This window comes from Candidatus Limnocylindrales bacterium (assembly GCA_035571835.1).
Classification (GTDB): domain Bacteria; phylum Desulfobacterota; class Binatia; order UBA1149; family CAITLU01; genus DATNBU01.
Window position 1 is genome coordinate 135,349 of record DATNBU010000017.1, and the last position, 26,038, is coordinate 161,386.

General features: G+C 66.5%; 21 protein-coding genes. 10 read left to right on the forward strand and 11 right to left on the reverse strand.

Features of this window, described 5'->3' with window-relative positions; translation table 11 throughout:
- Window positions 1–39: 39 nt before the first annotated feature.
- Window positions 40–2,223 carry a fused MFS/spermidine synthase gene (locus tag VN634_07405; GenBank protein ID HXC50691.1) on the reverse strand — a complete coding sequence of 728 codons (2,184 nt, stop codon included), beginning with the start codon at window positions 2,221–2,223 and terminating at the stop codon, window positions 40–42.
- A gap of 126 nt (window positions 2,224–2,349) precedes the next feature.
- Here VN634_07405 and VN634_07410 point away from each other — a divergent pair, with 126 nt between their 5' ends.
- The 3 genes from VN634_07410 to VN634_07420 all read left to right on the forward strand — a co-directional run bounded on the left by VN634_07410 (window position 2,350) and on the right by VN634_07420 (window position 5,275).
- Entirely contained in the window at window positions 2,350–2,781 is a 432-nt protein-coding gene (locus tag VN634_07410; GenBank protein ID HXC50692.1) for an NfeD family protein, read from the forward strand.
- A 59-nt stretch (window positions 2,782–2,840) separates the two neighbouring features.
- Window positions 2,841–3,770, forward strand: coding sequence for a stomatin-like protein (locus tag VN634_07415; GenBank protein ID HXC50693.1), 930 nt, complete (start codon window positions 2,841–2,843; stop codon window positions 3,768–3,770).
- A gap of 437 nt (window positions 3,771–4,207) precedes the next feature.
- The gene (locus tag VN634_07420) at window positions 4,208–5,275 is read left to right on the forward strand and encodes a pilus assembly protein TadG-related protein (GenBank protein HXC50694.1); all 1,068 of its coding nucleotides are present in this window, start codon (window positions 4,208–4,210) and stop codon (window positions 5,273–5,275) included.
- Window positions 5,276–5,464: 189 nt separating this feature from the next.
- Here the strand turns inward: VN634_07420 and VN634_07425 are convergent, their stop codons facing one another.
- Together VN634_07425 and VN634_07430 are read right to left on the reverse strand one after the other, a co-directional pair.
- On the reverse strand, window positions 5,465–6,454 hold the full coding sequence (locus tag VN634_07425) for an MBL fold metallo-hydrolase (protein HXC50695.1): 990 nt from the start codon (window positions 6,452–6,454) through the stop codon (window positions 5,465–5,467).
- Window positions 6,451–6,816 (reverse strand): hypothetical protein, encoded by a 366-nt coding sequence (locus VN634_07430; protein HXC50696.1) that lies wholly within the window; start codon window positions 6,814–6,816, stop codon window positions 6,451–6,453. Before VN634_07430 ends, VN634_07425 begins: the two co-directional genes overlap by 4 nt.
- A 290-nt stretch (window positions 6,817–7,106) precedes the next feature.
- Here VN634_07430 and VN634_07435 point away from each other — a divergent pair, with 290 nt between their 5' ends.
- The 3 genes from VN634_07435 to VN634_07445 are packed head-to-tail and all read left to right on the forward strand — an operon-like array spanning window position 7,107 to window position 11,624.
- Entirely contained in the window at window positions 7,107–8,882 is a 1,776-nt protein-coding gene (locus tag VN634_07435) for a glycosyltransferase family 39 protein (GenBank protein HXC50697.1), read from the forward strand.
- Entirely contained in the window at window positions 8,857–10,212 is a 1,356-nt protein-coding gene (gene mgtE / locus VN634_07440) for a magnesium transporter (protein HXC50698.1), read from the forward strand. The genes VN634_07435 and mgtE overlap by 26 nt, the downstream gene beginning before the upstream one ends.
- Window positions 10,209–11,624 carry an FAD-dependent oxidoreductase gene (locus VN634_07445; GenBank protein ID HXC50699.1) on the forward strand — a complete coding sequence of 472 codons (1,416 nt, stop codon included), beginning with the start codon at window positions 10,209–10,211 and terminating at the stop codon, window positions 11,622–11,624. The genes mgtE and VN634_07445 overlap by 4 nt, the downstream gene beginning before the upstream one ends.
- 68 nt (window positions 11,625–11,692) lie before the next feature.
- Here the strand turns inward: VN634_07445 and VN634_07450 are convergent, their stop codons facing one another.
- The 7 genes from VN634_07450 to VN634_07480 all read right to left on the reverse strand — a co-directional run bounded on the left by VN634_07450 (window position 11,693) and on the right by VN634_07480 (window position 19,972).
- Window positions 11,693–12,532 (reverse strand): ChbG/HpnK family deacetylase, encoded by an 840-nt coding sequence (locus VN634_07450; GenBank protein ID HXC50700.1) that lies wholly within the window; start codon window positions 12,530–12,532, stop codon window positions 11,693–11,695.
- 84 nt (window positions 12,533–12,616) lie between these two features.
- Window positions 12,617–14,413 (reverse strand): chloride channel protein, encoded by a 1,797-nt coding sequence (locus tag VN634_07455; GenBank protein HXC50701.1) that lies wholly within the window; start codon window positions 14,411–14,413, stop codon window positions 12,617–12,619.
- Between the two features lie 67 nt (window positions 14,414–14,480).
- Window positions 14,481–16,391 carry an exonuclease domain-containing protein gene (locus tag VN634_07460; protein ID HXC50702.1) on the reverse strand — a complete coding sequence of 637 codons (1,911 nt, stop codon included), beginning with the start codon at window positions 16,389–16,391 and terminating at the stop codon, window positions 14,481–14,483.
- An 18-nt stretch (window positions 16,392–16,409) separates the two neighbouring features.
- Window positions 16,410–17,333, reverse strand: coding sequence for a hypothetical protein (locus tag VN634_07465; GenBank protein HXC50703.1), 924 nt, complete (start codon window positions 17,331–17,333; stop codon window positions 16,410–16,412).
- Complete coding sequence (locus VN634_07470; GenBank protein HXC50704.1) at window positions 17,330–17,986, reverse strand: CDP-alcohol phosphatidyltransferase family protein; 657 nt, start codon at window positions 17,984–17,986, stop codon at window positions 17,330–17,332. Before VN634_07470 ends, VN634_07465 begins: the two co-directional genes overlap by 4 nt.
- Before the next feature lie 17 nt (window positions 17,987–18,003).
- The gene (locus VN634_07475) at window positions 18,004–19,329 is read right to left on the reverse strand and encodes a hypothetical protein (protein ID HXC50705.1); all 1,326 of its coding nucleotides are present in this window, start codon (window positions 19,327–19,329) and stop codon (window positions 18,004–18,006) included.
- A 64-nt stretch (window positions 19,330–19,393) separates the two neighbouring features.
- A complete protein-coding gene (locus VN634_07480) occupies window positions 19,394–19,972 on the reverse strand; it encodes a Smr/MutS family protein (GenBank protein ID HXC50706.1) in 579 nt (192 codons plus the stop codon).
- 360 nt (window positions 19,973–20,332) lie between these two features.
- On the opposite strand from VN634_07480, the gene VN634_07485 reads away from it, so the two are divergent.
- Entirely contained in the window at window positions 20,333–21,271 is a 939-nt protein-coding gene (locus VN634_07485; GenBank protein HXC50707.1) for an LLM class F420-dependent oxidoreductase, read from the forward strand.
- 9 nt (window positions 21,272–21,280) lie between these two features.
- On the opposite strand, the gene VN634_07490 is transcribed toward VN634_07485, so the two are convergent.
- Window positions 21,281–22,195 carry a LysR family transcriptional regulator gene (locus VN634_07490; GenBank protein HXC50708.1) on the reverse strand — a complete coding sequence of 305 codons (915 nt, stop codon included), beginning with the start codon at window positions 22,193–22,195 and terminating at the stop codon, window positions 21,281–21,283.
- A 253-nt stretch (window positions 22,196–22,448) separates the two neighbouring features.
- On the opposite strand from VN634_07490, the gene VN634_07495 reads away from it, so the two are divergent.
- The 3 genes from VN634_07495 (at window position 22,449) to VN634_07505 (ending at window position 26,005) form a co-directional block, all read left to right on the forward strand.
- Window positions 22,449–23,528 carry a D-alanine--D-alanine ligase family protein gene (locus VN634_07495; GenBank protein HXC50709.1) on the forward strand — a complete coding sequence of 360 codons (1,080 nt, stop codon included), beginning with the start codon at window positions 22,449–22,451 and terminating at the stop codon, window positions 23,526–23,528.
- Window positions 23,525–24,169: a tetratricopeptide repeat protein gene (locus VN634_07500; protein ID HXC50710.1), complete on the forward strand. Its 645-nt coding sequence runs from the start codon at window positions 23,525–23,527 to the stop codon at window positions 24,167–24,169. The genes VN634_07495 and VN634_07500 overlap by 4 nt, the downstream gene beginning before the upstream one ends.
- Window positions 24,170–24,334: 165 nt before the next feature.
- Window positions 24,335–26,005 (forward strand): hypothetical protein, encoded by a 1,671-nt coding sequence (locus VN634_07505; protein HXC50711.1) that lies wholly within the window; start codon window positions 24,335–24,337, stop codon window positions 26,003–26,005.
- Window positions 26,006–26,038 lie beyond the last annotated feature (33 nt).

The window sequence follows — 26,038 nt, forward strand, 5'->3', positions numbered from 1 at the left end:
GCTGAATTCGCGGCTGCCGAATTCTCGCTCGTCTCGCGGCTACTTCATCGCATCGAACAGATCGACGTAGCTGTCGGTCCACAGCGCATGCTGCGCGGTGCCCGCAAGCCGCGAGCGTTCGCTCCAGCCGAATTCACGAACCAGCCGCTCGTGCAGCGCAGCATCGCCGGTCATCGCGTACCAGATGCTCGGGAAGCGTCCGGTCGTCCGCGAGACCTCCGGATCGACCACGCCGCGCGCCACCGCGAGCTCGAGGCCGAGCTCGCTGCCGATTCGCGTCAGGATCGGGTCGAGATCGAAAAGCCGGTTGCTGATGTGAAAGAACAGCACTCCGCCGGGCTTCAGCTTGTCGATGTAGAGCGCGACCGCTTCGCGCGTGATGAGGTGAAGCGGCACGAAGTCGCTGCTGAACGTGTCCATGACGAGGACGTCGTAGCGGGCCGGCGGCGTCTTCTCGAGCGACAGCCGCGCGTCGCCGAGCACGACGCGGCTCGGCTCTCCGGCGGAATCGCCGCGGCCGAGAAACGAGAAATACGTGCGCGCGATGTGCTCGACCTCCGGATCGATCTCGTAGTAGTCCCACGACTGTCCCGGTTGCCGGTAGGCGGCGAGCGCGCCGATGCCGAGACCGACGATGCCGGCCGCCGGTGCGCCGCCCGACTTTTCGAGATAGCGGCCGATCGGCGAGTCGCGGTGATAGTACGCGAGCGGCTCGCTGCGCCGCCCGGGATCGAGGCTCTCGACGCCGTGGACGGTGTTGCCGTGGAACAGCCGCCGGAGTCCGCCGCGGTCTTCGACGTGGTAGATCCCGTAGAACGTGCGCGAGCCGTAGACGTCGGCGGCATCGCCAGCGAAGATCGCCGTACCGAACGCCGCCAGCGCCAGCGCCGCCGTGCCTGTCGCAGCGGCAATTCGAAGCGGACGGCCGCGAAGCCACGCCGTCCACCGCGGCGCATCGTGGACGACGAACGCCGCAACGATCAGCGCCGCGGCGAACGCGAAGTCGATCGAATGCGACGCGAGCCAGCCGAACGCGACCGGCGCGACGAGGCCCACCAGCACGCTGCCGAGCCATCCGCCGAGCGAAATCGAAAGATAGAACGTGCCGAGGAATCGCGGATCCGCGGGCCGGCCGCGGATCAGCCGGTCGTGGCACATCATGCATGCGACGAACAGGATTGCGTTCTGGAGCGCGATGGTCGCGATCTCCGGCCGGATCTGGCGGGCGATTGCCACGAACGACGCGATCGCGATCGCAGTGCCGCCGAACGTCCACGCGCGAACGGCTCTTTCGGACGGCGGAGTCGGCGCGAAGCAGATGATCAGTGTGACCAGATAGAGCGTCAGCGGCAGGATCCAGATCAGCGGCACCGGTGCGTCGGTGGAGACGACGCTCGTCACCACCATCAGCAGCGCATTGGCTCCGCCGGAAAGCAGCAGCCATTCGGCACGCGCGGACGCACCGATTGGCGGAAGCCGTTCGTCGAGCGGCGACGCTCGCACCAGCTCCGGAGCAGGCGAATCGCGGGCGACGCGGCGGCTCGCCGCAGCCAGCGACCAGACACACCAGACGTTGAGCAGCGCATACAGTCCGTAGCCTGCGTACCAGAGCAGGAGCTGCGCAGGCAGGTCGAGGCGGCGTTCGATCACGAACGGGTACGTCATCAGTGCGGCGAGCGCACCGGCGTTGGAAAGGCCGTACAGGAAGTATGGGCTCGACCGGCGCGGATGATCGGTGGTCGCGAGCCACGCCTGGCAGATGACGCTCGTCGTCGACAGCGCGATGAACGGCACGCCGGCCGAGAGCATCAGTGCCGACAGGATGCGTGCAACCGGCGGCAGATCCGGCTGCCACAGGCGGAACGGAAAGAATGCGATCGGCACGAGCACGAACGCGACGTGCGCCCAGCGATAGCCGCCGCGCGCGATGCGCCCGGACGCGGCTGCCGCATAAAGATACCCGGCAAAAAGCGCGCCCTGATAAAACATCAGGCACGTCGTCCATACCGATGCGCTGCTGCCGAACGCGGGCAGAAGCAGCCTCGCCATCACGAGCTCGACCTGGAACAGCAGGAACGAACCGACGAGCACCAGCAAGCCGAACGGCGCAGCCGAAAAAGCGGGCGCCGGCGCGGCCGCGGCCTCCCTCGCAGGCGGTGCCGCCGCGCTGCCGGCATTCGGCGCAGAGGAACGGACAGAAGAGTTGGAACGTTGATCGGGCATCCGTGATCGAAGTCGTCGCAGGCAATGCGCTCGACGCGGAGCGATCGTAACCGTCGTCACGCCCCGATGCGATTTGACGGCTCACGTTGACCGCGATGGTCCGGTCGTTGTACAGGCTCTCTCCTCATGGACTGGTGGATCTGGATCATGATCGGCTTTGCGTTTCTCGCGGCCGAAACCGTCACACCGGGCGGATTCTTCGCGTTCTTCTTCGGAGTCTCGGCGATCCTCGTCGGAATTCTCGACGCGATCGGCATCAGTGGCCCGGCGTGGGGCCAGTGGCTGCTGTTCTCGCTGCTGAGCGTCGCGATGGTCCTGTTCGTCCGGCCGACGATCGCGAGCCGCTTCGCCGGAAGCGCCGGCGGCAACACGCCGCTGCCCGAGCTGGTCGGAAACGTCGCCGTGCTGCTCGAGGACCTCGAGCCCGGCGCGGTCGCCAAGGCCGAGCTTCGCGGCACGTCGTGGAGCGTGCGCAGCCGCCACGGCGAACGCATCGCGCGCGGCACGCGCACGACCGTCGAGCGCGTCGAAGGCCTGACGCTCTGGATCGTTCCCTAGATGCGCGTTCCGTTGCGCTGACCTGACCGGATCCGCCGCAGCTACAGGAGATCAGACCGATGCCGGAAACCCTTCTCGTCTTCGTCACGCTTGCAGCCCTGGTGCTGTTCCTCGTCGCAAAAACCGCGGTCGTCGTTCCGCAGCAGAACGCGTACGTCGTCGAGCGGCTCGGCAAGTTCAGCGACACGCTCGGAGCGGGCTTTCACATTCTCGTGCCGTTCGTCGACGTGATCCGCTACCAGCATTCGCTCAAGGAAACGGCGGTCGACATCCCCGAGCAGATCTGCATCACGCGCGACAACGTGCAGGTCCATGTCGACGGCGTGATCTACCTGCAGGTCCTCAACGCCGAGCGCGCGTCCTACGGCGTCAACGATTACCTCTTCGCCATTTCGCAGCTCGCGCAGACGACGCTGCGCAGTGAGATGGGCAAGATCGAGCTCGACCGCACGTTCGAGGAACGCAGCCACATCAACGTGCAGGTCGTCAACGAGCTCGACAAGGCGTCCGAGCCGTGGGGAATCAAGGTCCTGCGCTACGAGATCAAGAACATCACGCCGCCGGCCGACATCCTGGCCGCGATGGAAAAGCAGATGCGCGCCGAGCGCGAGAAGCGCGCCGTGATCCTGACGTCCGAAGGCGAGCGCGACGCCGCGATCAACGTGGCCGAAGGCGAAAAGCAGCAGATCATCAAGTCGTCCGAAGCCCACAAGCAGCAGCAGATCAACGAAGCTGAAGGACAGGCTGCGGCCATACTTTCCGTAGCTGCGGCAACCGCCGACGGAATTCGCCGCGTCGCCGAAGCGATCAACGTCGCAGGCGGCCCCGCCGCCGTGCAGCTACGCATCGCAGAGAGCTACATCGAGCGCTTCGGCCAGCTCGCCAAAGCCACCAACACGGTCATCCTTCCCGCGAATGTCGCCGATGTGGCATCGATGATCGCAACCGCGATGAATGTGATTCCGAAAACAGCCGATCGGCAGCTGTGAGAAAAACTCGCTGATTAGTTTTTTCACACTCTAAGACCACGTCACACCGATGCGCGCACGATGCGCAGTGCAGACGAAATGTGTCTTCCCCCACGCGTGAATCGTTGCATACGTGCATCGATGATCACGCAATCGAAGTAGGCGACCACTCAGCCGAGAAGTATTTCCACAACGCACCACGCATCCGTAGCGAGTTGTGTTTACAGGTTTGCGACTGCGTTCTACGTTCAGCGCGTCACGGCTGGCCGCCGTGATGTGCCGGGGGTGCGGGGGCATCGACGACACAACGGGATGTCGGGGCGGACATTCCACTTAGCACGACCTGAAACACGAGCATGGCCTTCGCGCCGCGCTCGAGCGGACCCGCAAGGGCCCGATGGCATCGCTTTGCGCGCAAAAGGTCAGTGTCGCGGGCGATCCTTTGACGGGGTGGAAAAATGCAACTCGACAGCCCGACTTCGTCCAGCCGCGAACGCGGCGCAATCGCCATTTTCCTCGCACTGACGCTGGTCCTGATCCTCGGGGTCGCGGCTTTCGTCATCGACATCGGAGGCGGGCTCGTCACCCGCGCGCAGCTCCAGAACGTGAGCGACGCGGGCTCGCTGGCGGCAGGTCGCGAGCTGGTGCGGATCTACCAGGCGCTGCCGGCGACGACGAACAACAAGACGTACATGCTCACGCCGGGCGACCAGGCCCGCATCTTCGGCAAGGCGTACGAGTTTGCGGGCGCGAACAAGGCCGGGGGTGTGGCGATCTCGGTTCTCGAGCCGGACCTCATTTACGGCACGTACGATCATGCGACCGGCGAGGTCACCCCGACGACGACCGGTGTGCGCGCGATCAAGCTGCTCTCTCGCCGCGACGATACGGCAAACGGCGTCGTCGAAACGACGCTCGGCGGAGTCCTCGGCGTTCAGACGCTGTCGGTGCGGGCATCGGCCGCCGTCGGAATCAGTGCGCTCGGCACGATGGCAGAAGGGGACGCAGATGTGCCGGTCGGCATCTCGTCGCACTGGTTCGACTCGAACGCGTGCAGCCCGACGTCGACGATCAAGTTCTTCCCGACCGGTACCGCCGACGGGTGCGCAGGCTGGCATACGTTCATCGAATCTCCGGCGAGTGCAGCGCGGCTCGGAAGAATCCTCGATGCGCTTCGCACGGACACCTACGAGTCGCCCGAGACGACCGCAGGCCAGACGTCGTACAATTTTACCGGCGGCACGGTCTCATCGCGGTTCAGCGACATGAAGGCGCTCTACGACGCGAAAAAGGACGGTAACGGCGACTGGTCGGTGCTGGTGCCGGTCTACCAGGACTCGACCTGCAACAACCCGAACGGCGCGCTGCCGATCATCGGTTTCGCTCGTGCGCGCATCTACCAGGTCACGACGGCGCCAAGCCCGACCATCCTGGCCAACGTCGAGTGTGGCGTCGTCAGCGACGGCGCGGGGAACGGGCCGAATGATTATGGGACGCTCTACGCCAGCCCCGGCATGATCCAGTAGCGCGGACGCGGATAAGGGCCGATCTACTTCGTTCGAACGCGGGCCGGTCGCTGCGACGTGGCTCCGCCACGCCTCGCTTCCTTTCCCCGCGTTCTGCCTCGTATCTCGACCCTTCTCCGCGCCCGCGGGTTGGTGGTGGGTCGTGTTTTGCGTCGCGGTTTTTTTGCGTCGGGAGTTGGGGGCTGAGGTTCAGGTTTGCGGGTGCTTGTCATCGCTCGGGGGTTCGTGGGCGATGAAGGAGGGGACGGCGACCTTTTCTACGGCTTGGTCGTCGTGGCCGGGGATTACGATCAGGTGGGGCTCGAGCATCGCGAATTTTCGGATGCGCCAGATCTGTTCCCACCACAGGGTCATGTTGGCGGCGGAGATCGGCATCGCGGGCCATTTCCAGCTCTGGGCGGTCCAGGCGGCGTCGCCGGTCAGGAGGAACGGGGCGTCGGCGGTCTTGATGATGAGGCCGGTGCTACCCGGCGTGTGACCCGACAGGTCTACGGCAAGCAGTGAGCCGTCGCCGAGAAGGTCGTGCGCGGCGAAAAGAGTCGCGAGCGGCTTCTCGTTCTGGAAATCGATGGTCTGCCACTGGCCGATCTTCATCAGTGGGTCGACGTCGACGAAGTCCATCTTCGAAAGGCCGGTCAGCACCCAGTTCTTCTCGTTGGCCGAGACGATGACGGTGGCGTTCGGGAAATCGGGGATCGCGCCGGTGTGGTCGAAGTGCAGGTGCGACAGCACGACCTTCGTAACGCCGAGCGGATCGAGTCCGGCGGCGCGCATCTGCTCGGCAAGGCCCGCGCCGGCGGGAACGTCGAGCATGCCGAGCTTTGCGCCGAGCCATCCGACGTAGTGCTCCGGCTCGGTGCGCGCGCGCTGGGCGATTCCGGTATCGAACACGACGAGGCCGGCGGTCGGGTGCTCGATCACGAACGCCCACGCACCCATGTCGATCATCGACGTCCAGCTGCCGCCGGCGAATGCCGCGCCCTGAGGCGTACGGACAGCGCCGGTACGGAACGCATGGATCCGGATGCCCGAGAGGCCGTGGTATGGCTGCGGCCATCCCTCGAGCGTCGACTTGATCGGAGGAATCGGCAGCGGCTGCTGGCAAGCCGACAGGGAGACGAGGCAGAAGCAGAGCAGGGCGGCGGCGAGTCCGACGCGACGACCGCCGAGCGGCTTCAAGACCAGTAACATCCGTGCGAGTCGCGGGCGATTTCCGAAAGACACTCGTCGATCGAACCGGCGAACGGCTCCGCGCACGGCCCGCAGTACGCGGTCCAGCGACCGCTGCCGTTCTTCCAGAACAGCTGGTACGCATCGCCGCCGATCGCGCGAAGCTGTGCAAAGCGATTCTCGACGGCGTCGGCTGCGCACGTTGCGCGCTGCTGCATGGCGAGCGTGAACACGCCGTCGGCGCTCGCGTAGACGTGCAGCGCCTGTCGACAACCGATGCGCGTTGCCAGGTGACGCCTGGCAAGAGCCGGTATGAATTCGAAGACGGTGGCGAGTCTCGCTTGAAGCGGCGAGGCCGAGGTCAGCGGCATGGCGGCGGACCCTAGCCAAGGTGAAATCGAGGGGCAAACCGACTGTGCACCAGTTTCGCAACGCGGATCGCTGACGGTTATAAGTCAGCAGTGCGACTGACACGTTGTTCGCACCGCTGGTGACCCGTGGATGTGAAGCCGATGCGAGAGTTCCTCTGAAAGGATACGGCAAATTTCTTGCCGGAGCGGCCATTGCTGGCCTGCTCGTCCTGTCTGCCGTTCTCGCTGTGCCCGCCGTCACCGGCCGAACCCCGTTCTATACGCGAGGAGAGCCCCGCGAGGCGCTGGTCGTGCAGACCATCGTTCGCGACGGCCAGCTCGTGCTTCCGATGCGCAACGGCAACGAGCTGCCGTCCAAGCCTCCGCTGTTTCACTGGCTCGGCGCGCTCGCCAGCTTCCTGCACGGACGCGTCAGCGAAGGAACGATCCGCTTTCCGAGCCTCGTCGCCGCACTGCTCGCCGCGCTGGCCACCGCGCTCGCGGCATGGTCGTGGTGGGGCGCCGATACCGCGCTGATGACGGCCGTGGTGCTCGGCACGAGCTACCAGTGGCTCGCGTCGTCGGTCACTGCACGCGTCGACATGGTGCTGGCCGCTGCCGTCACACTGGCGCTGCTGTCGTTCGCGCGGGCGATCGAGACCGGCCGCAGCATCCCGGTCACGGTATTCGTGCTGCTGGTCGTCGCGACGCTCACCAAAGGGCCGATCGGACTCGTCCTGCCGTGCACGATCGCGGGCGTGACGCTGGCACTGCGCGGCGAGCTCGCGTTCCTCGGAATGCGCGAGGCGAGGCTGCTGCTGCTTGCGATCGCAGCGTCGTCGGCGTGGTACGTGGCGGCGTTCTTCGTCGGCGGCGATGCGTTTTTCGCCAAGCAGATCCTCAAGGAGAACGTGTTTCGTGTGCTCGATCCGGATTCGGTCGAAGCCGGACACGTGGCTCCGTTCTGGTTCTACGTACCGCTGATGGCCGCGGGCCTCGCGCCGTGGAGCCTGTTCATCCCGGGGCTCGTCGCTTTCGCGGTAACCAGACCGACGGGAGCGGACACAATGACGGACGGTGCGGGCGCTGCGGTGAGGGTCGTGGCGAGCTCGGCCGCGCCCACGACTACAGCGGCAGCAACTCAGGCGGCGACGACTGTGGCGGCTGCGCCGACGCCGTCGCTGCTCCGGCGCCTCGATCCGCACGTCGTCTTCGCGGTCGTGTGGGGCGCAGTCACGTTCGGAATCTTCTCGCTCGCCGGCTCCAAGCGTGCGGTCTACCTGCTGCCGGCCTACCCCGCCTACGCAATGCTGATCGCAAGGGCGTGGACGAGCGTCATGCGCAGCCGTACGGCGCCCGTTGCGGCCGCCCTCTTCGTGGCCGGCGCCGTGCTGTCGGCGGCCCTGCTTGTCGCGGTTGCGATCGTCGTCGTCGCGGGCGCCGCGGGTGTGCCGATCGACGGACGGCTCGCCCAGTTCGTCAGCAACGCCGACGTCAACAACGTGACGCCCGTGCTCGAAGCCACGCGCGAGCATCGCGCGATCATCATTCCGCTCGGGCTCGTGATGCTGTCGGCCGCATGGGTCACGGTCCGCTCCGCGCAGGGCCAGCGCTGGGCACGCGTCGCAGCCGCAACCGCATTGGCGATGATCGTGCTCCAGGCAACGCTTTCGACGACGCTGCTTCCGGCTCTTGCGTCCAAACGCAGCGCACGAAGCTTCATCAATCATGTGCAGGAGCTCGTTCCTGTCGAAGTGCCGCTGTCTTTTTACCGGGCCTTCGATTATGGGGCCGTGTTCTACCGGGGAGCGCCGATTCCCGTCCGGCAGGCGCTCACCGACGTTCCCGAAATCGACGGAGCATGGCTCCTGACCTGGCCCGCCTTCCTTTCGGACCTTTCCGAAGAAGTGCGGAAACTCGACACCGGCGGCGAAGCAGCCGGAGCGTACGAGGTCGAGGAGGCAATCGCCTCCAAGGACGTCGACCCTTCGGATCGAACTTCGCTCGTACTGGTGCGCATCAAGAGGCGGATCCCAGAGGATCAAACAGGGGATCGAACGGATGAGCGCTCCGGCGACCGAAACTGAGACTCCGGATCACGCCGAGCTTCGGGCGCTGCTCGAAGCCGGCGATGAAGCCGCTGCTCGCGCCGCGATCGCCGACCTGCATCCTGCCGACCTTGCCGACGTTCTCGATGCGCTCGACCAGCCCGAGCGCCAGCTCCAGCTTTTCCGGCTGCTCGAGCCCGAGACCGCCTCCGAAGTCGTCCGCGAGATCAGCGAGCATTCCAAGGCCTCGCTGGTCGAGCTGCTGTCGGACGCGCGCCTGTCGGCCGTCCTCGAACGGCTCGACACCGACGATGCCGCCGACCTGCTCGGCCATCTCGACGAGGACCGCAAGGACCGGCTGCTGCGGCGCACGAGCCCCGAGGCCCGCCGCAACGTCGCCGGGCTGCTGACCTACGCCGAAGACACCGCCGGCGGCATCATGAAGACCGAGGTCGCGACCGCGACCACGCTCTCGACCGTGCGCGAGGTCATCGAGTCGATCCGCCGCCACGCCGACGACTACCACGACATCCAGGAAATCTACGTCACCGACGAGCAGCGCCGCCTGAAAGGCGTCGTCCCGCTGCGCGAGCTGCTGCTGTTCGACGACGAGACGCCGCTCGAGCGCTTCATGCAGACCGAAACGGTCCCTGTCGACGTCGACATGGACCAGGAAGAAGTCGCGCGCGTGTTCGGCAAGTACGACCTCCTGTCGGTGCCGGTGCTCGACTCGCTCGGTCGCGTCGTCGGCCGCATCACCGTCGACGACATCGTCGACGTCATCGCGGAAGAGGCCACCGAGGACATCCTGAAGCTCGCCGGCGTCGGCGACGAAAGCTTCGTCGGCGCCAGCCCGTTCGATGCGGTCCGCTCGCGGTTGCCGTGGCTCGTATTCAACTTCGCGACCGCCGGTCTCTCGGCGCTGATCATCGCGCAGTTCGAGGAGACCATTCGCCAGGTCGCGGTCGCCGCAGCGCTGATGACGGTGATCTCGGCGATGGCCGGCAACGCCGGCACGCAGACGATGACCGTGCTCGTGCGCGCCATCGCGCTCGGCGAGGCGCGCGGTCCGCAGGCCCGCCGGCTGCTGGCCCGCGAGGCGCTGACGTCGCTGATCAACGGTGCGCTGCTCGGCCTTTCCGGCGCGCTGATCGTCTACCTGTGGCGAGGCGACGCGCGCGTCGCGGCCGTCATGGGGTTCGCGCTGCTCATCAACCTGCAGGTATCGGCGGCGGTCGGAACCATGGTTCCGCTGGTGCTGCGCAGCTTCTCGCTCGATCCGGCGGTCGCGTCGTCGGTCCTGGTGACGGCCGCGACGGACTGGGCAGGCTTTTTCGTGTTCCTCGCGCTGCTGAGCGTAATGCTGTGACGACCGGAGTTTCCGAACCTGCGGGAAGCGCGTGGGCGACCGCCACGACCTCCGGCAGGCCGCTGCGTGTCGCGGTCGTCGGCGCAGGTCCGGCCGGGTTCTATACCGTCGAAGCGCTGCTCAAGCGCAAGGACGTCGATGTCGACGTGGATCTGTTCGAGCGCCTGCCCGCGCCGTACGGGCTGCTGCGTTACGGCGTCGCGCCCGATCATCCGAAGATCAAGTCGGTCTCGGTCGCATACGACAGGCTCTGCGAGGATCCGCGCGTGCGCTTTTTCGGCAACGTCCATGTCGGCCGGGGTCTTGCCGTGAGCGACCTTCTCGCGTGCTACGACCAGGTGGTGTTCGCGACCGGCTGCGAGACCGACCGCCGCATCGGTGTGCCGGGCGAAGAGCTCGCCGGCAGCCTTTCGGCGACCGCGTTCGTCGCCTGGTACAACGGACATCCGGAATACCGCTCGCTTCCGGTCGATCTGTCGACCGAACGCGTCGTCGTCGTCGGCATCGGCGATGTCGCGATGGACCTCGCGCGCATCCTGCTGCGCAACCCGGACGATCTCGCGAACACCGACATCGCCGATTACGCGCTGGCCGCGCTGCGCACGAGCCGCGTGCGCGAGGTCGTGATCCTCGCGCGGCGCGGGCCTCGCCAGGCCGCATTTGCCGCCAAGGAGCTCGAGGACATCGCCGAGCTGCCGGGCGTCGGCGTCAGCGTCGATCGCGACCAGGTCACGCACGACCTCGAGACCGTCGATCCGCACCACGGAACCGAGCGCCACAAGCTCGAGGTGCTGGCCGCGATCGCGGACGCCGGTGACGGCGGCGCTCGACGCCGGCTCGAGATCCGCTTCCTTGCATCACCCGCGGCGATCCTTGGCGAGGGAGGCCGTACTGCCGCGATTCGCATCCAGCACAACGAGCTGATCCGCAGTGCCTCGAGCGACGTCGTCGCGCGCGGCACCGGCCGCTACGAGACGATTCCGTGCGGGCTCGTGCTGCGCTCGGTCGGCTATCGCGGGCTTCCGCTCGCCGGCCTGCCGTTCGACGAAGAGCGCGGCATCATCGCCAACGCGGGCGGGCGCGTGCTCGACGGCGGCGTAATCGTGCCGGGCCTGTACGTCTCCGGTTGGATCAAGCGCGGTGCGACCGGCGTCGTCGGTACCAACAAAGGCGATGCGGCGGCCACGGTCGCGAACATGCTGGAAGACGCGGCGACGACGCCCGCCCGCGATGCGGCATCCGTTTCGCGCGGCGCGATCGATCGCGTGCTCGGCGAACGCGGCATTCGCGTCGTCACCTGGGACGGCTGGAAACGCATCGACAGGGTCGAGCGCGAGCGCGGTGCGGCCACCGGCAAAGTCCGCGAAAAGCTGACCGACATCGAAGCCTGCCTCGAAGCCGCCGGCGTCTGAGCTGGAAAATCGGGGACAGACACCGATTTCGCGAAATCGGTGTCTGTCCCCGATTTCGGCTAGCGGCGTCAGATCTCTTCGAAAAGCGTGCGGTACGAAATCAGCTCGACGTTGCTCGTCGCGAGCGCGTCGCGTACGCGGCGGCTGGTGACGATCGCCGCCTCGGCGACGCCGTCGAACTGCGGCAGCAGCGAGCCGGGCCGCGCGACCAGCTCGGTGACGCCGGACGGCAGCGACGACAGCCGCTTTGCCACATCGCCTTCGGTGGCCGGACGGATCGGGCTCAGCACGTCGACACGATCGGGGCCGACGAACGACCGCGCGCGAAAACCGCCGTAACGGATCATCGTGCCGATCAGGTCGCGCTCGACGCGCGCTTCGAAGCTCTGCGGTCCCGAGCGCTTCTCGTAATCGACGAGATGCGTGCACGGCCGCCGCAGCGCGTGGATCGGATAGTCCTCGGCCAGCTCCTTCAGCAGCGAAAGCACCGTCGGATGCAGATGCAGGTTGTGGTGGCCGGTGACGAAGCTGAGGTACAGGCTCGTCGACAGAAACTTCTCGACCTGCGCGCGGATTTCGGCCTTGAGCTGATCGCGAAGGCCGCCGCTGCGGCGGTAATGCCACGCGGCTTCGAGCGGCCGGTCGACGAATCGCCCGGTGCTGTCGACGAGGTCGCGGATGTGACGGCGCGGCAGCGTGGAGTGCCCGTCGCACAGGACCAGCTGCAGGCCGACCGACAGGCCAGGCCGGATGCGTGCCGCCACCGCCGCCGAATGCGAACCGGTCGCAGAGACCCGCAGGCTTGCGCTCGTCACCACGCCGCTTTCGTACCCGGCAACGACAGCGTCGTTGATCTCGGGCCAGAGACCGAAGTCATCGGCAGTAATGATGAGGCGGGGTTTCTTCATGCGGGGACGGAACGGCGGCTCGAAGGGCCGCGCCGGAGGCCGTCGCGGGCGGTTGGCACCGGTTCGAGCCGGTGCAGGTGGATATCAGCCGACCATTTCGCGGGCAAGCAGGCGCTTCTGGTAGAAACTCTGCAATTCCGATCGGTTGAGCAGACCCGCCACGGTGCGTGCATGTTTGTCTTCGACGACGACGATTTCCTCGACGCCGTGCAGGACGACCATCTGCAGCGCATCGTAGAGGCTGTCGCCGAGACGCAGCACCGGACCGTCGCGACGCACCAGCTCGCGCACGCTTCGGTCGGCCCACGAATGGCTCTCGAGCAGCACCGCACGCAGGTCGACCATGCCGACGGTGCCGACGAGGCCGTCGTCGTCGTCGACGACCGGAAACACCGCATGCCGTGACTCGCTGACCGTGCGCACGAGCTCGGCAACCGAAGCATTCTCACGAACCGGCGTGATGTCGCGCGCGACCAGGCTGTGGACGAAAAACTGCCGGAGCACGCGCGTGCGGCCATCCGAATGCAGATGCAGCCCGCGGCGCGCGAGGTCGTACTCGTCGATGCTGGTGGGGACCAGCTGGCGTGCGACCGTGGTGGCCGTGATCGCGGTGATCATGATCGGCACCACGACGCTGTAGTCGCGCGTCAGCTCGAAGAGCAGGAAGATCGCCGTCATCGGCGCATGCGTCGCGGCAGCGAGAAGCGTTCCCATCCCGACCAGGCCGAATGCGCCCGGATGCGCGATCGAACCGGGCAGCACGTGGTTGACGACGACGGCGAAACCGGCGCCGAACGCAGCGCCGATGAACATCGCCGGAGCGAACACTCCACCCGACCCGCCGAAGCCGAGCGTAACGCCGGTCATCACCAGCTTCACGAGCGCCAGCGACAGCAGCAGGCGCGCGCCCATTTCGCCGAGAAAGAACTGGTTGATCACGTCGTAGCCGCTGCCGCCGATCTGCGGGAACAGGACGAGCGCGGATCCGACGATCACCGCACCGGCGACGGGCCGCAGCGCGACCGGAATCGCCGACGTGCCGACCCAGTCCTTGATCGCGTAGAACCCGCGCAGGAACGCGACGGCGACCGGACCGCTGGCGATGCCGAGCAGCAGGTAGAAGACCAGCTCGTGGTTGATCGGAAACTCGAAGTGCGGCGCGGCAAGGACCTGGTGGTAGCCGGTCAGATACTGCGACGTGATCGTCGCAACGCATGCTGCGACCACCAGCAGCGTCAGCGACTGCAGCTGCGACTGGCCGAGCAGCACGATCTCTTCGGCAAACATCACGCCGGCGATCGGCGCACCGAACGTCGATGCGATCGCCGCGGCCGTTCCCGATGCGATCAGCACGCGCAGCCGCTCGGGCGACGGCCGCAGCAGCCGGCTTACCGTCGATCCGATCGCGCCTCCGATCTGCGCAACCGGACCTTCCACCCCGGCGCTCATTCCGGAGCCGAGCGTGATCGCACCGGTGATGGTTTTCAGCGTGATCCAGCGCCTTCGGATGTATCCGCCGCGCACGTTGACGATCTCGAGGAAGCGCGGCAGCCCGTATCCGTGGATCTCGCCCGGAAACCATCGGTCGAGCAGCACCAGCAGCGCCATGCCCGACATCGGCACCAGCGGAATCAGCCACCAGTTGGCGCCGAGCGCCGCCGTCCCGTCGGCGAACACGTCGGTGGTGACGCTTCGCGCGGGAATACCGAGCGCACCGCCGAGCGATCCCCAGAAAACGAAGTGCGCACCTTCGATGGCCGCATGAAAAATGAAGTTGGCGAATGCGGCGGCAATGCCGATCACGATCGCCGCCGCCAGAAGCCAGCCGTCGCTTTCGTGAATGTAGCCGGGGAGCTCGCTTCGATCAGCCGGTTCCGTCACCGCGCAGCGTCCGCGGTCGAGTAGCGACGCCTGTTCTCACGACGCGCCTGGTTCGGACGGAGGCGCGTCACCGCGACACGCCTTTGGCTTTGGCGATGCGATGCACGGTGGCGCCCTGCTGCCTGCGCTGGCTGCCGAGCTCGTCGAGACGAACGGCAAGACGCTCGCGACCGGCGAGCAGGCTGGCTTCGTCGCCTTCCTCGAGCGGAATCAGGAACTCGCCACCGGTCGGATCGGCTTCCTGCAACCAGACGGCGAGAATCGTGCTCGCGTCGGCGATCGGAAGCTCGTCGCGCGGCGGAATCTGCCCGGCCCACACTCCGCGCACCGATGCGGCGACCTGGTCGATGCCGGCGCGGCTCGAAACCGTCCATGTGCCGATGCAGCGTCCCGCGACCACGGCCGCGACGAATACGCCGGGCAACGGACCTGGCGCGCCGGGTGCAACCGCGAGATAGTGAAGCGCGTTGACGAGCCAGTGCGAGCGCTGGGCGAGCCGCTCGAGCCGGCGCGCCGCGGCCTGGAAGCGGCCGTAGTCGCTCGCACCCGAGACCACTCCCGCAGCGGCCATGAGCTCGCGCGGACCGAAGCGGCTGCGCAGGCAGCGATCGAGCGCGTCGATCTGCGCGGCATAGTCGTCGGCCGACACGCTGGCGTTGCACGGGCTCGTGCAGCGTCCGGCCGGACCGAGCTCGCACGGCTGACACGCAGGGTCCGGACGCATCAGGCCGGGGCACGTGCGCAGACGGAACGCGGCCGCAACCAGCTCGGCGGCATCGTCCGCGAACGCGCGGCCGCGAAGCGGGCCGACGTAAAGTGCACCGTCGGCGGATACGCGTCCGGCGACGAAAACGCGCGGGAACGGAGAGCGCACCGTGACCTTGACGAACGAGCTTCGCGGAAGATGGCGATCGCCGCGATTGTACGCCGGCTCGAGACGATGGACTTCGGCGGCCTCGACGAGCGCCGCTTCGAGCGGCGAGCCGCACGCCGTGAACGAAACTTCCCAGGTCTTGGCGACCATCGCGAGCTGGCGATCGCTCATGTGATCGATGTCGAGGAAATACTGCAGCACGCGCTCGCGCAGATTGGCGGCGCGGCCGACGAACAGCGGATCTTCGTCGCGCCCGATCAGGCGGTAGACGCCGGGCCCTTCGGGCAGATCTTCGAGATCCGCCTGGCGTACGCGGATTTCGAGCCGCCGCGGCGCGACCGGATCCTCCTGGGCCTCGATCAGATGATGCACGGTGGTCGCGCCGCGTTCCTGAAGGATCGGAACGAAGCGCGCGAGCAGGTCGACGGTTCGCTCGGCGTCGGCCATCGCGCGATGGCGCGTGCCGGACGTGAATCCGAAATGCTCGCTCAACGCCTCGAGCGACGTGCGGCGCTGCTCCGGCATCAGCCGCTGCGCGAGCTTGACGGTGCACAGCGCAGGCAGCCCGAGCGGACGGCCCAGCCATTTGCGGCACGCGTAGTCGAGAAGCCGCGCGTCGAACGCAGCGTTGTGCGCGACCAATACCGCGCCTTCGGCGAATTCGGCGAACTTTCCGATCACGTCGCGAAGCGGCGGTGCGTTCGCCACCATCGCATCGGAGATGCCGGTCAACTTCGTGACGAAGCCGGGAATCGGCCGGCCGGGATGAACCAGCGTCTCGAAGCGGCCGACTTCGTGAAGGCCTTCGAGGCGGATCGCGCCGATCTCGGTGACGCCGCCGTCGTCGGGACGATGCCCGGTGGTCTCGAGATCGACGACCACGAACGGCGCGCTTGCGAGCGGCGCATCGAGCACGTGCTCCTCGACAAGCTGCCAGATGCCGTCGTCTTCGCGGAAGCGCGGATCGTCGGCGAGAAGCGATGCCAGGAACCTGCGGCCGAACGGCGTGTCGCGACCGCGACCGACGAAGACGATGTCGAGCATCTCCGCCGCCGTCGACATTCCGCCGTGCGAGCTCAGGAGTCGGTGCAGGGTGGCTCTCATGATTCGGGACCCCGCCGCTCAGAATTCGACGAGGAAGCTCTCGAGCTCTTCCGCGGCGACGTCCATCATCTGGATCTTCGCGCGATCATAATCGCCGACCGGATAGTAGACGTAGCCCGTTACCGATGCGCCGGGTGTCAGCTTCGCGGGCTTGAGCTCCTTGTCGACGATGATTTTCTTTGCGGATTCGACGTTGCCGACGTCGGTCTGCGAACCGCTCGAGCCGGCCTTGGCCGCAAGCTTTGCCGCCGCGTCGGCCGGGGACAGGCGCGTCGCCACGTCGCCCGCCTTGGTTCGAAGCGTCAGGCCGTCGAGCGCGAACGTGTAACTGCGCTTGCTGCCGTTGCGAATCGTCACACGGATCGGAAGGATGCCGGCTGCGGCAAGATCCGCATCGAAGTCGAGCACCGTCTCGAAGCCGTGCTGCGGCTGCACTTCGACCAGCACGTCGCCGCTCGGAACCGGTGCGCCTTCGGTCGCCGCCTGCGCGAGATTGAGCGCCGGAGTTTCGCGGCCGGTGACCGAGCCGCGATCGATCTTGAGCCCGCTGCGTCCGGTCACGGAAAGGAAGATTCCGCGCTCGAAGATCTTGTCGCCCATCGATGTCTGCGACGGGTCGATCGTGACGCCCTGGTCGGTGCACGAGATCGTCACTTCCCCGCGGCGGTCGCGCCCGACGGCGGAAAGATGACCGGGCGTACCCGGGTGCGCCTGATTGAACGACGTGACCTTCATCTGCATGTCGCCGACCGCGTCGTAGACGTAGCGGTTGGCTTCGTCGCAATTGATCTCGGCGCTGTGGACGACGTACGACTGCGAAACCGGCGTGCATCCGGCGACGACCGCACCAAGCAGGAACGACGCGATGCGTCCTGAGAATTGGCTCGCGCGACGATGATGGGAAGAATCGGCGACGCGACGCTCAGGGAGACGGACGATCACGCCGGCATTGTAGGCCCGCCGCGCTGCCGGTGGAACATGAGCGCGGCATTCTCGAGAACTGCTGCCGCATTGAGCAAGGCGACGCCCAGCATCGCCGACTCGAGCAGCCTCGGCCCGAGGTCGACGTCGGGCAGCATCTCGAGTGCGCCGAGGATCGCCAGGCCGTAGTTGGCAACGCCCGCTGCGTGGCCGCGCGGCGATCCCTCGGGCTTGCGCGCGGCACGCAGGTCCATGCAGAGCCTCGCGAAGTAAATGCCGAACGACGCCAGCAGCGCGTAAACCGGCACGCGGTTTACGCCGTCCCAGTGTCGCAGCAGATTTCCCCAGACCGGCGGCGACCACAGCTCGGCGCCCGCGTAGAACAGGAACATGCACAGCAGAAAGCCGAAGTCGCAGAGATTGTCGACGAGGCGTCCCGCGTAGTTTTCCCATCGATCGGCGTGCTTCGCCGCGGCTCCTTCGTCGACGCCGAGCGCGGGAGCCCGGCCACGATCGATGGCGCGGGCAACGCGGCCATCGACGAAGTCGCTGACGCACGCGACCGCCACGATCAGAAGCGGCACCGTGGAGCTCGTCGAGACGGCTCCGGACAAAACATAAAGACCGAGAACGGGGCGCAGGAGGCTGATCGCAGACGGCAGGAGAGCAGGCAAGGCCGCAGTCCGTTTCTTCAGGATGGCGCGGAACGCATGCGCGCGTCCCAGCATGCGAAGTGCCCGGAGGCGACCCGATCGACTCGTCCCGCATCGACGAGCGAGGCCACGTAGACGTTGCTCTGCGCGCGCGACGCGATCGGCGCACCGCCCTCGACTCCCATGTGGCCGGCGAACACGAGACGCGTGCCGTCGGCCGAGATCGGAGGGTGCGACACCGCGAACTGATCGAAGAACCACGAGAAGTAGACGAGCTCGCGGCTCGGATAGAAGTTGCTTCCGAGTCGCCGCTTTTCGCATCCGTGGGTTTCGATCACCGTCCAGCACATGCCCGCTTCGTGATCGAAGGCCATCGTGACGAGCCGCTTTGAGCACGGCGTCCAGAAGAAGCTGACGATTTCCGTGTCGTCGACGATGCGCGCGTCACCGGTTTCGACGTCGACCAGCGTGATGCCGGAATAGACGTGCGGCGAGTCTCCGAGTGCCTGCGACAGCGCCAGCGTGCGGCCGTCCGGCGACCACAGCATCGCCGTCTGACCGTGAACCTGGAGCATCACGTCGATGCTGCCGTCGTCCAGACGGTAGAGCGCAAGGTACTCGCCGGCGGGATCGCTGGCATCCACGTAGGCAAGGCGGCTGCCGTCGGGCGACCAGGTCGGCGTGCGGAATTCGCCCGGAGTCAGCTCGACGAGTTTTCGGATCGGCACGCCCGCGCCCTGGCGGTTCGACGCGCCCGCACCCTGATTGATCGGTGCATCACCGCCGACCTGAAAGACCGACAGGCGCGCGTCTTCATAAATGCTGGAGCTGCCGCCGGTGTGCACAGCGAGATAGCTGGCACGCGGAGACCACGACCAGAAAAGCGGCGCGCCGCGATCGACGAGCGTCGTCCGCCCCGGGCGGTCGACGCTGGCGACTTCGAGGTGAAGCTCGTCCTTGCCCTGCAGCAGGATCGCGATCGAGCGCGAGTCGGGTGACCAGCTCTCGCAGACCGGCGCGGCTGCTTCGGTCATGCGCCAAAGCTCGCTCATGCGGATGCCGTCGTTGGCGACCGTGTACAGGCTGGCTTCGGGCACGCTGCCCGAGCGGACGCCGAAACAGGCGATCTGCGAGCCGTCGGGCGAGTACGCAGGCCAGACGTAATGAAGCCGGTCCGAGCTCGACAGCTCGTTCCAGCCCCAGGTCAGCTTGCGGGTCGGGCTCCCGAAGTTCGATTGATAGACGTCGCCGTCGTCTCCGACATAAAGCAGACGACAGGCTTGCTCCGCTTCCAGCACCACCACCTCCGCATCCACAGCCTCCAGCCAGAGCGCAGCGGCCGTCCCGGGACGAGGACGGGCCATTGCGCCGGAGCGAAGCCACAACTTGTCTCGGCAAAAGTGGAAGTAGCGCTTTCGATTACCGCGCTCAGGTCCCCAGAGGACCAGCTCCACCGTGCTCGACGTCGATTCGAGTCTTACTCGAACTGCCGGCTCGCATCAACACAACCAGTGCGCCGACTCCGCCGTCGCAGGCTCTCGCGCTGGCGAATGCGAGCACCCGCCGCGAGCTCGGTCCGCGCGCGAGCCACGCCGGCACGCGTTCGCGCAGCACGCCCTGTCCGTTTGGCGAGTTTTTCCCTTTGCCGGTGACGATCAGCACGCAGCGATGACCCTTTTTCTGCTGTTCGGCGAGGAATTCGTCGACCGCGCGGCGAGCGTCCTCGAACGGCATCCCGTGCAGATCGAGGTGTGCAGAGATCGCGAATTCGCCTTTCTCGAGACGACCGAGCGTCTCGAGGCTGACGCTCGCCGCTCGCGCCCGCACGTGATGGTCTTCGTAGGTGACGTCGAAGCCCTCGCCGCGAGCCATCGCGGCTACCTCTTCCTGGCGGCGCGCCTCGATGTGGGAGAGATCGGGGGGACGGCGGATCCGTACCCGCGTCGAAAGCTGGGCCATGCGCGACGCACCGGCGCGCGAGGTCGCCAGCAATTCTTCGTCGGACATCGCGGGCCCAGCCGCCGATGGCGCGGCTGCCACGCGAGGCGTTGCAGCCGCAACAGCCTTTGGTTGCACTATCGGAGGCCGGGGTGCGGAAACCGGACGGGGCGCCGGCGCTGCAACGAAGGACTTCGCGAAGTCGCGAAACGGCGAGTGGAACGGCGCTTGAACCGCAGGCGCCGGCCCGCTCTTGTCGCGTTTGCCCGAACCCACAATGTCCTCCCGGCGTTTGCGCGCAGATGCGCGAAAACCAGTGGTCAGGATACGGGTCGTAGACTCTTACCGCCAGCCGGCATTCAACAGTTGCCCGCCGAGCCATATCGCGCCGCGTTGGATGCAGGAGACGAGGACGTTAGGATCGGCCCCATGCAAGCGAAGCGTCCTGCAACATTCTCGCTGTTTCTCCCACAGGCCGGATTCCCGCATTCGATGCTGCGCGAGCGCGCGCTGCTGCTCGAACAGCTCGGCTACGACGGGCTGTGGCTGGTCGATCACTTCTGGGCGCGCGGCCTTCCCGATCTCGAGTTCGTCGAAGGCTGGACGACGCTCGCGGCACTGGCCGAAGCCACGTCCAGGCTGCGTCTCGGGCTTATGGTGACGTGCAACTCGTACCGAAACCCCGCGCTGCTCGCGAAGATGGTCTCCACCGTCGATCGCATCAGCGGCGGACGCGTCGAGCTCGGAATCGGCGCCGGCTGGATGGACGAGGAATACCGCGCGTACGGCTACGATTTCCCGTCCATGGGCACGAGGCTCGAGCAGCTCGAGGAAGGCCTCGAGATCGTGACGCGCATGTTCTCGGAGCGCCGCACGACGTTCGAGGGCCGGCACTATCGCGTCGTCGACGCGCCGAACTCGCCGAAGCCGGTGCAGCAGAAAGTCCCGATCACGATCGGCGGCGCCGGCGAAAAGAAGCTTCTGCGGCTCGTCGCGCGCTACGCTTCGCGCTGGAACTGCCCGATGAGCAACGCACACGAAATCGAGCGGCTTTGCGGCGTGCTTGCCGCCCATTGCAGCGACGTCGGCCGCGACGCCGGCGAGATCGTCGTCAGCGAGCAGATGATGGTCGTCATCGGCCCCACCGAGGCCGAGTTCGAGTCGAAGTTCGAAACCGCCAAGGTGATGCTCGGCGGCTTCGCCGACGTCGGCGCGGTCGCAGTGGCCGGAACGCCGGACCGCGTGATTGCCGGGCTGCGCGCGAAGATGGACCGCGGCGTCACCGACTTTGCAGTGATGTTCGGAGATCTCGGACTCGACGACACGCTCGAGCTGTTTGCGCGCGAGGTCATGCCCGCGCTGCGCTGATTTGCAGGCTCAGCTCGCCGCGCGCGTCGTGGCGACCAGGCGCTTGCTGTCGGCCTGCAGGTACTCGATGAAGCGCTCGACAGCCGGGCTGAAGTGCTTGCCGGTGCGGTAGATGATCCCGATCGGACGCGTGATGCCGCGGTCGTTGAGCTCGATGCGCACGAGCGAGCCCGACTGGATCTCGTGCGCGCAGGCCTTGTCCGGAAGGATCGCGATGCCGGCGCCGACCTCGACAAGGCGCTTGACCATCTCGATGTTGTCGAGCTCGGCCACGTACTGCACCGCGACCTGCTTTTCGTTGAACAGGCGGTCGAGCGCGAGACGTGTCGGGATGCCTTTTTCGAAACCGACCATCTTCTCACCGTCGAGATCGGTCACGGCGATGCGCGGCTTGTCGGCGAGCGCATGACGCGGCGAGCAGACGACCACGAGGCGATCGGTGCGGAAATCGAGCACCGTGATCTGTGCGCGCGCGGTCGGGTACGCGACGATGCCGAGGTCGACGTTGCCGCGCAGCACCTGCTCGTACACGTGACTTGCGCGGTCGTATTCGAGGTAGACGTTGACGTGCGGGAAATCGGCGAAGTAGTGCTTGAGCGGCTCGGAAAGCTCGTAGAGACCGATGCTGTGCACCGTCCCGACCCGTATGCTTCCGGTCACGACGTTGCTCAGCCCCTGCAGCTGCGCCTCCATCTCGTTGAAGCTGTGAAGGATCTCGCGACACGAGCGATGCAGGATCTCACCTGCGGCGGTCGGCCGGACGCTGCCGCGCTTGCGCTCGAGCAATCGCTTGCCGTAGCGCTCCTCGAGGCCGCGGATCTGCTGGCTGACGGCGGACTGCGTGATGAAGTTCTGCGATGCGGCCAGCGAGAAGCTCTGGTTTTCGACGACGTCGCAGAAGATCTTGAGCGTTTCGATGTGCATGGCGCGGCTCCGGCCGTATTACCGGCCTTAACGTTCCGGCAAAAATATTTCGCGAATTCTTATAGCGAGGCGATTTCCGACAGCCAAGCGATGCGGGCTAACCCTGTCGATAAGCCCGGCTTCATGGCGGCCCTCTGCACGGCATCGCCGGCGCCATTTGGCCATGTCCGCCGCGATGCTAGACAGGCGCGCCGGAATGCAGCGGCGGGCGGTGCGGTAGAGGGGCCTGCATGGAAGCGGAGCGGGAGTGGAGATGAAAGGAACCAGCAAACTACACGTGCTGCTGCTTGCCGGCGGCCGATCGGCGGAACATCCGATCTCGCTCCGCTCCGGTGCCACGGTGCTCGACGGCCTCGTGAAGGCCGGGCATCGCGTGACGCCGGTGGGGATCACGCGCGAAGGCCTCTGGGTCCACGGCAACCTCGCCGCGCAGCTCGAGAAAGCCCGCACCGGCATCATCGATCTCGACCCGGCCGGCATGACGCCGGTCGCGCTCGTCTGGACCGGGTCGGCGACCCGGCTGATCGCGCCGGGCGGCGAGAATCTCGGGAGCGCGGGCGATCCGATCGATGTCGTGTTCCCGATCCTTCACGGGCCGAACGGTGAGGACGGAACGCTGCAGGGCCTGCTCGAGCTTGCGCGCGTGCCGTACGTCGGCGCCGGGCCGACCGCGAGCGCGATCGCCATGGACAAGCTCGCGATGAAGATGCTCTGCGATGCCGCGGCCATCCCGCAGGTCGAGTTCTTCTCCGCAGGCAGCGATGACGACTCCGCGATCGATGCGCGCGTGTGCTCGTCGTTCGGGTACCCGTGCTACGTCAAGCCGGCCAATCTCGGCTCGTCGGTCGGCGTCACGCGCGTGCGCGAGGCATCCGGGCTTGCGCCGGCTCTCGCCGAAGCCCGCCGCCACGACAGTCGCGTGATCGTCGAGCGCGGCTGCGACGCGCGCGAGATCGAGATCGGAATCCTCGGCAGCAAACCCGGCGAGCTGTCGCCGGTCGGAGAGATCCTGCCGGCCGACGGGATCTACGACTTTGACAGCAAGTACGTCGACGCGAGCGCAGGCCTTCGCGCGCCGACCGAGATTCCGGCGGCGGCGCTCGAGGATCTGCACCGCATCGCGCACCAGGCGTGGGAAATGATCGGCGGGCGCGGCATGGCGAGAATCGACTTCTTCCTGGAGAAATCGACCGGCCGCGTGCTGCTGAACGAGATCAACACGATCCCGGGCTTCACGGCAATCAGCATGTATCCTCGCTTGTGGAACGCGGCCGGGCTGACGCTCGACGAGCTCGTCGACCGGCTGCTCGAGCTCGCGCTCGAACGCAGATGAAGAACCGCGTCGCGCTTGGCGGTCTGCTGGCCCTCTCCGTTGCAGCGGGAGCATGGCTGTTCATGCCGGCGCCGCAGACGGAATCGGTTCGCTCGTGCGACCAGGGCGGAGCATGCACGGCTCCGGAAGTCGCAGCGCCGGACGAAAGCGCGACAGGAGATTCACAGCAGACAAGCGCACCTGACCAGCCGGTCGCGGTGGATCGGACCGCTCAGGCGCCAGCGGCGGCACCAGCCGCACCAACAGCTGCCGCGCCACCCGCGGACGGCATCGCGCTGCGCAAGCAGGCCGACGAGCTTCGTGCGGCCGGCCGGATCCCCGAAGCGATCGTGGCTCTGAAAGCGGCAACCAGGGCGGACCCGAGCGCGCGCAACCACGGCGACCTCGGCGAGATGCTGGCGAGCGTGCTGGCAATGGACGAGGCGCTCATCCACCTGCGCAAGGCTGCAGATCTGGATCCGGGCAACGCCGACCGCTGGATCACGCTCGCCAACGCGTACTACCGGAAAATGGACCCCGGCAAGGCGTGGGCTGCCGAGAAGCGGGCCAAACAGGCCGATCCCGGCCTGGAGCTCGGTTTCGATGCCGGTGGAAGGCGGGTCCGAAAACCCGCCGGGGCGGGTGACTCACCCGCGCAATAGCAGTAGAACGTGTCGCGCTCGGCGGTGACGACCAACGCCGTCCCAGAAACAGAATTGACCGAACTTTCGTCACCATGGTAGGCAGCCGATGGCCTTTGCGATCGGCACCGAGCCTCCCATGGCAAGTCCGAACATGCTGATCCGAAGCGGGAGGGTGCTTCATCCATGAACAATCCAAGGTTTTTCCAATCGATTCTTGCGACCGCGGCATTCGCGCTCGTCCTTGCGGCGCAGCCGGCGTTCGCCGACTGCATCGACGGCCAAGTCTGTCGCGCCTCCACGGGAGTATGCGACGTCACAGAATACTGTGGCAACGGCGGGATCTGTGGGCCCGACACGGTCGCTCCGTTCGGTCTGGGGTGCCGAGCGGCCTCGGGCGAAGAATACGACGTCGCAGAGTTCTGTGACGGCGTGCACCCGACGTGCCCGGGCAACGAAGTCCGCGCGCAGGGCAAGAACGGCGGTTATTTCCGCATGACCTTCCCCGACAACTGGGACGGTGATCTCGTCATCATCAACCACGGCTTCGATCTGAACCCGCTGCACATCCGCCCGCACCACACCTGCGGCGATGCGTCAGCGTCCCCGTGCTACGATGACGTCGACTGCACCGCAGGCAGCGACGCCCAGCAGTTCTGCAACGACATCTCGTACACCGGCCTTGACGATCTCCTGCTCCCGCAGGGCAAGGCAGTCGCAGCCGGCACCTACAGCAGCACCGGCTGGGCGGTCTTCGATTCGGCCAAGGACATCAAGGACATGATGTCGTTCGCCAAGAAGAACGCAGTCGACATTACCGGCACCGAGCTGAAGCGCGTCATCATCACCGGCTTCTCGCTCGGCGGCGCGGTCACCGGCGATGCGATCCTGAAGCTGAAGATCCAGGGCGCGGTTCCGCTCTGCGCCGCAGTCGGCGGCGGACTTCCGACCTGGGACGTGGCCATGGACGTCCGGCTGGTCTACGACTTCCTTTGTGACAACGCGCCGACACTCCCTCCGATTCCGGTATCGCCCAAGTTCAACGAAGCTCCGGATTACGGTCTCACTACGACGAACGACTCGGACGCCGATGCCCAGAACATGGCGCTCAAGGTCAATGGCTGTTTCGGCTGGCTGGCTCCTTCACCCGACTCCGGCGAAGCAGCCGGACAGGCGCAGCGCCTGTCCGACTTCATCGAGCTGACGCAGTTCACCGGATACCCGACTCCGGCAGACGCGATCAACATCCCGAGCGCAATGGGTTTTGCGACCCTCGGGCTCGGAGATTTCGTCCGCGACCCGAACCGCCTCGACTCGAAGAAGATCGGCTTCAACACCGATCCCGACCTCGATTACTCGGCGCTCGGCGGCTCGCCGCTGGCGGGTCCGTTCGACGACGGCGTCAAACGCCTGACCAAGGGCGCGGGACGAAAGACACTGAACAAGTACAGCAACCCGAACTTCCTCAAGGGCAAGGGCAAGAAGGTGAATTTCCCGATCCTGATGATGGCCGGCGCCAACGACTGGCTTGTCATCCCGGAGTTCGAGCGCGTCTTCACGACGGCCCTTGCCGACGGCAGCAAGCCGGTCACGCAGACGTGGATCGATACGTTCGGCCACTGCGTGTTCACCGAGCAGGAAGTTACGGCGACGTTCAACGCGTTCTTTGCGTGGCTCGGACCGTACGGAAGCTCCCTCAACGCGCAGCCGACGAAGGAAGAGATCCACACCGCGTGTCTCGCGCTGCCCGGCGCGACCGCGTCGGACTGCAACTTCAACGATACGTTCACACCGAACGCGCTGATGAACCGCATCCCGGCACGCGAGGACTGGCCGGAGGCAGCCGCCCACCTCTGACCCTGTCATGATCCTTTAGTCGTCCCGGTTCTC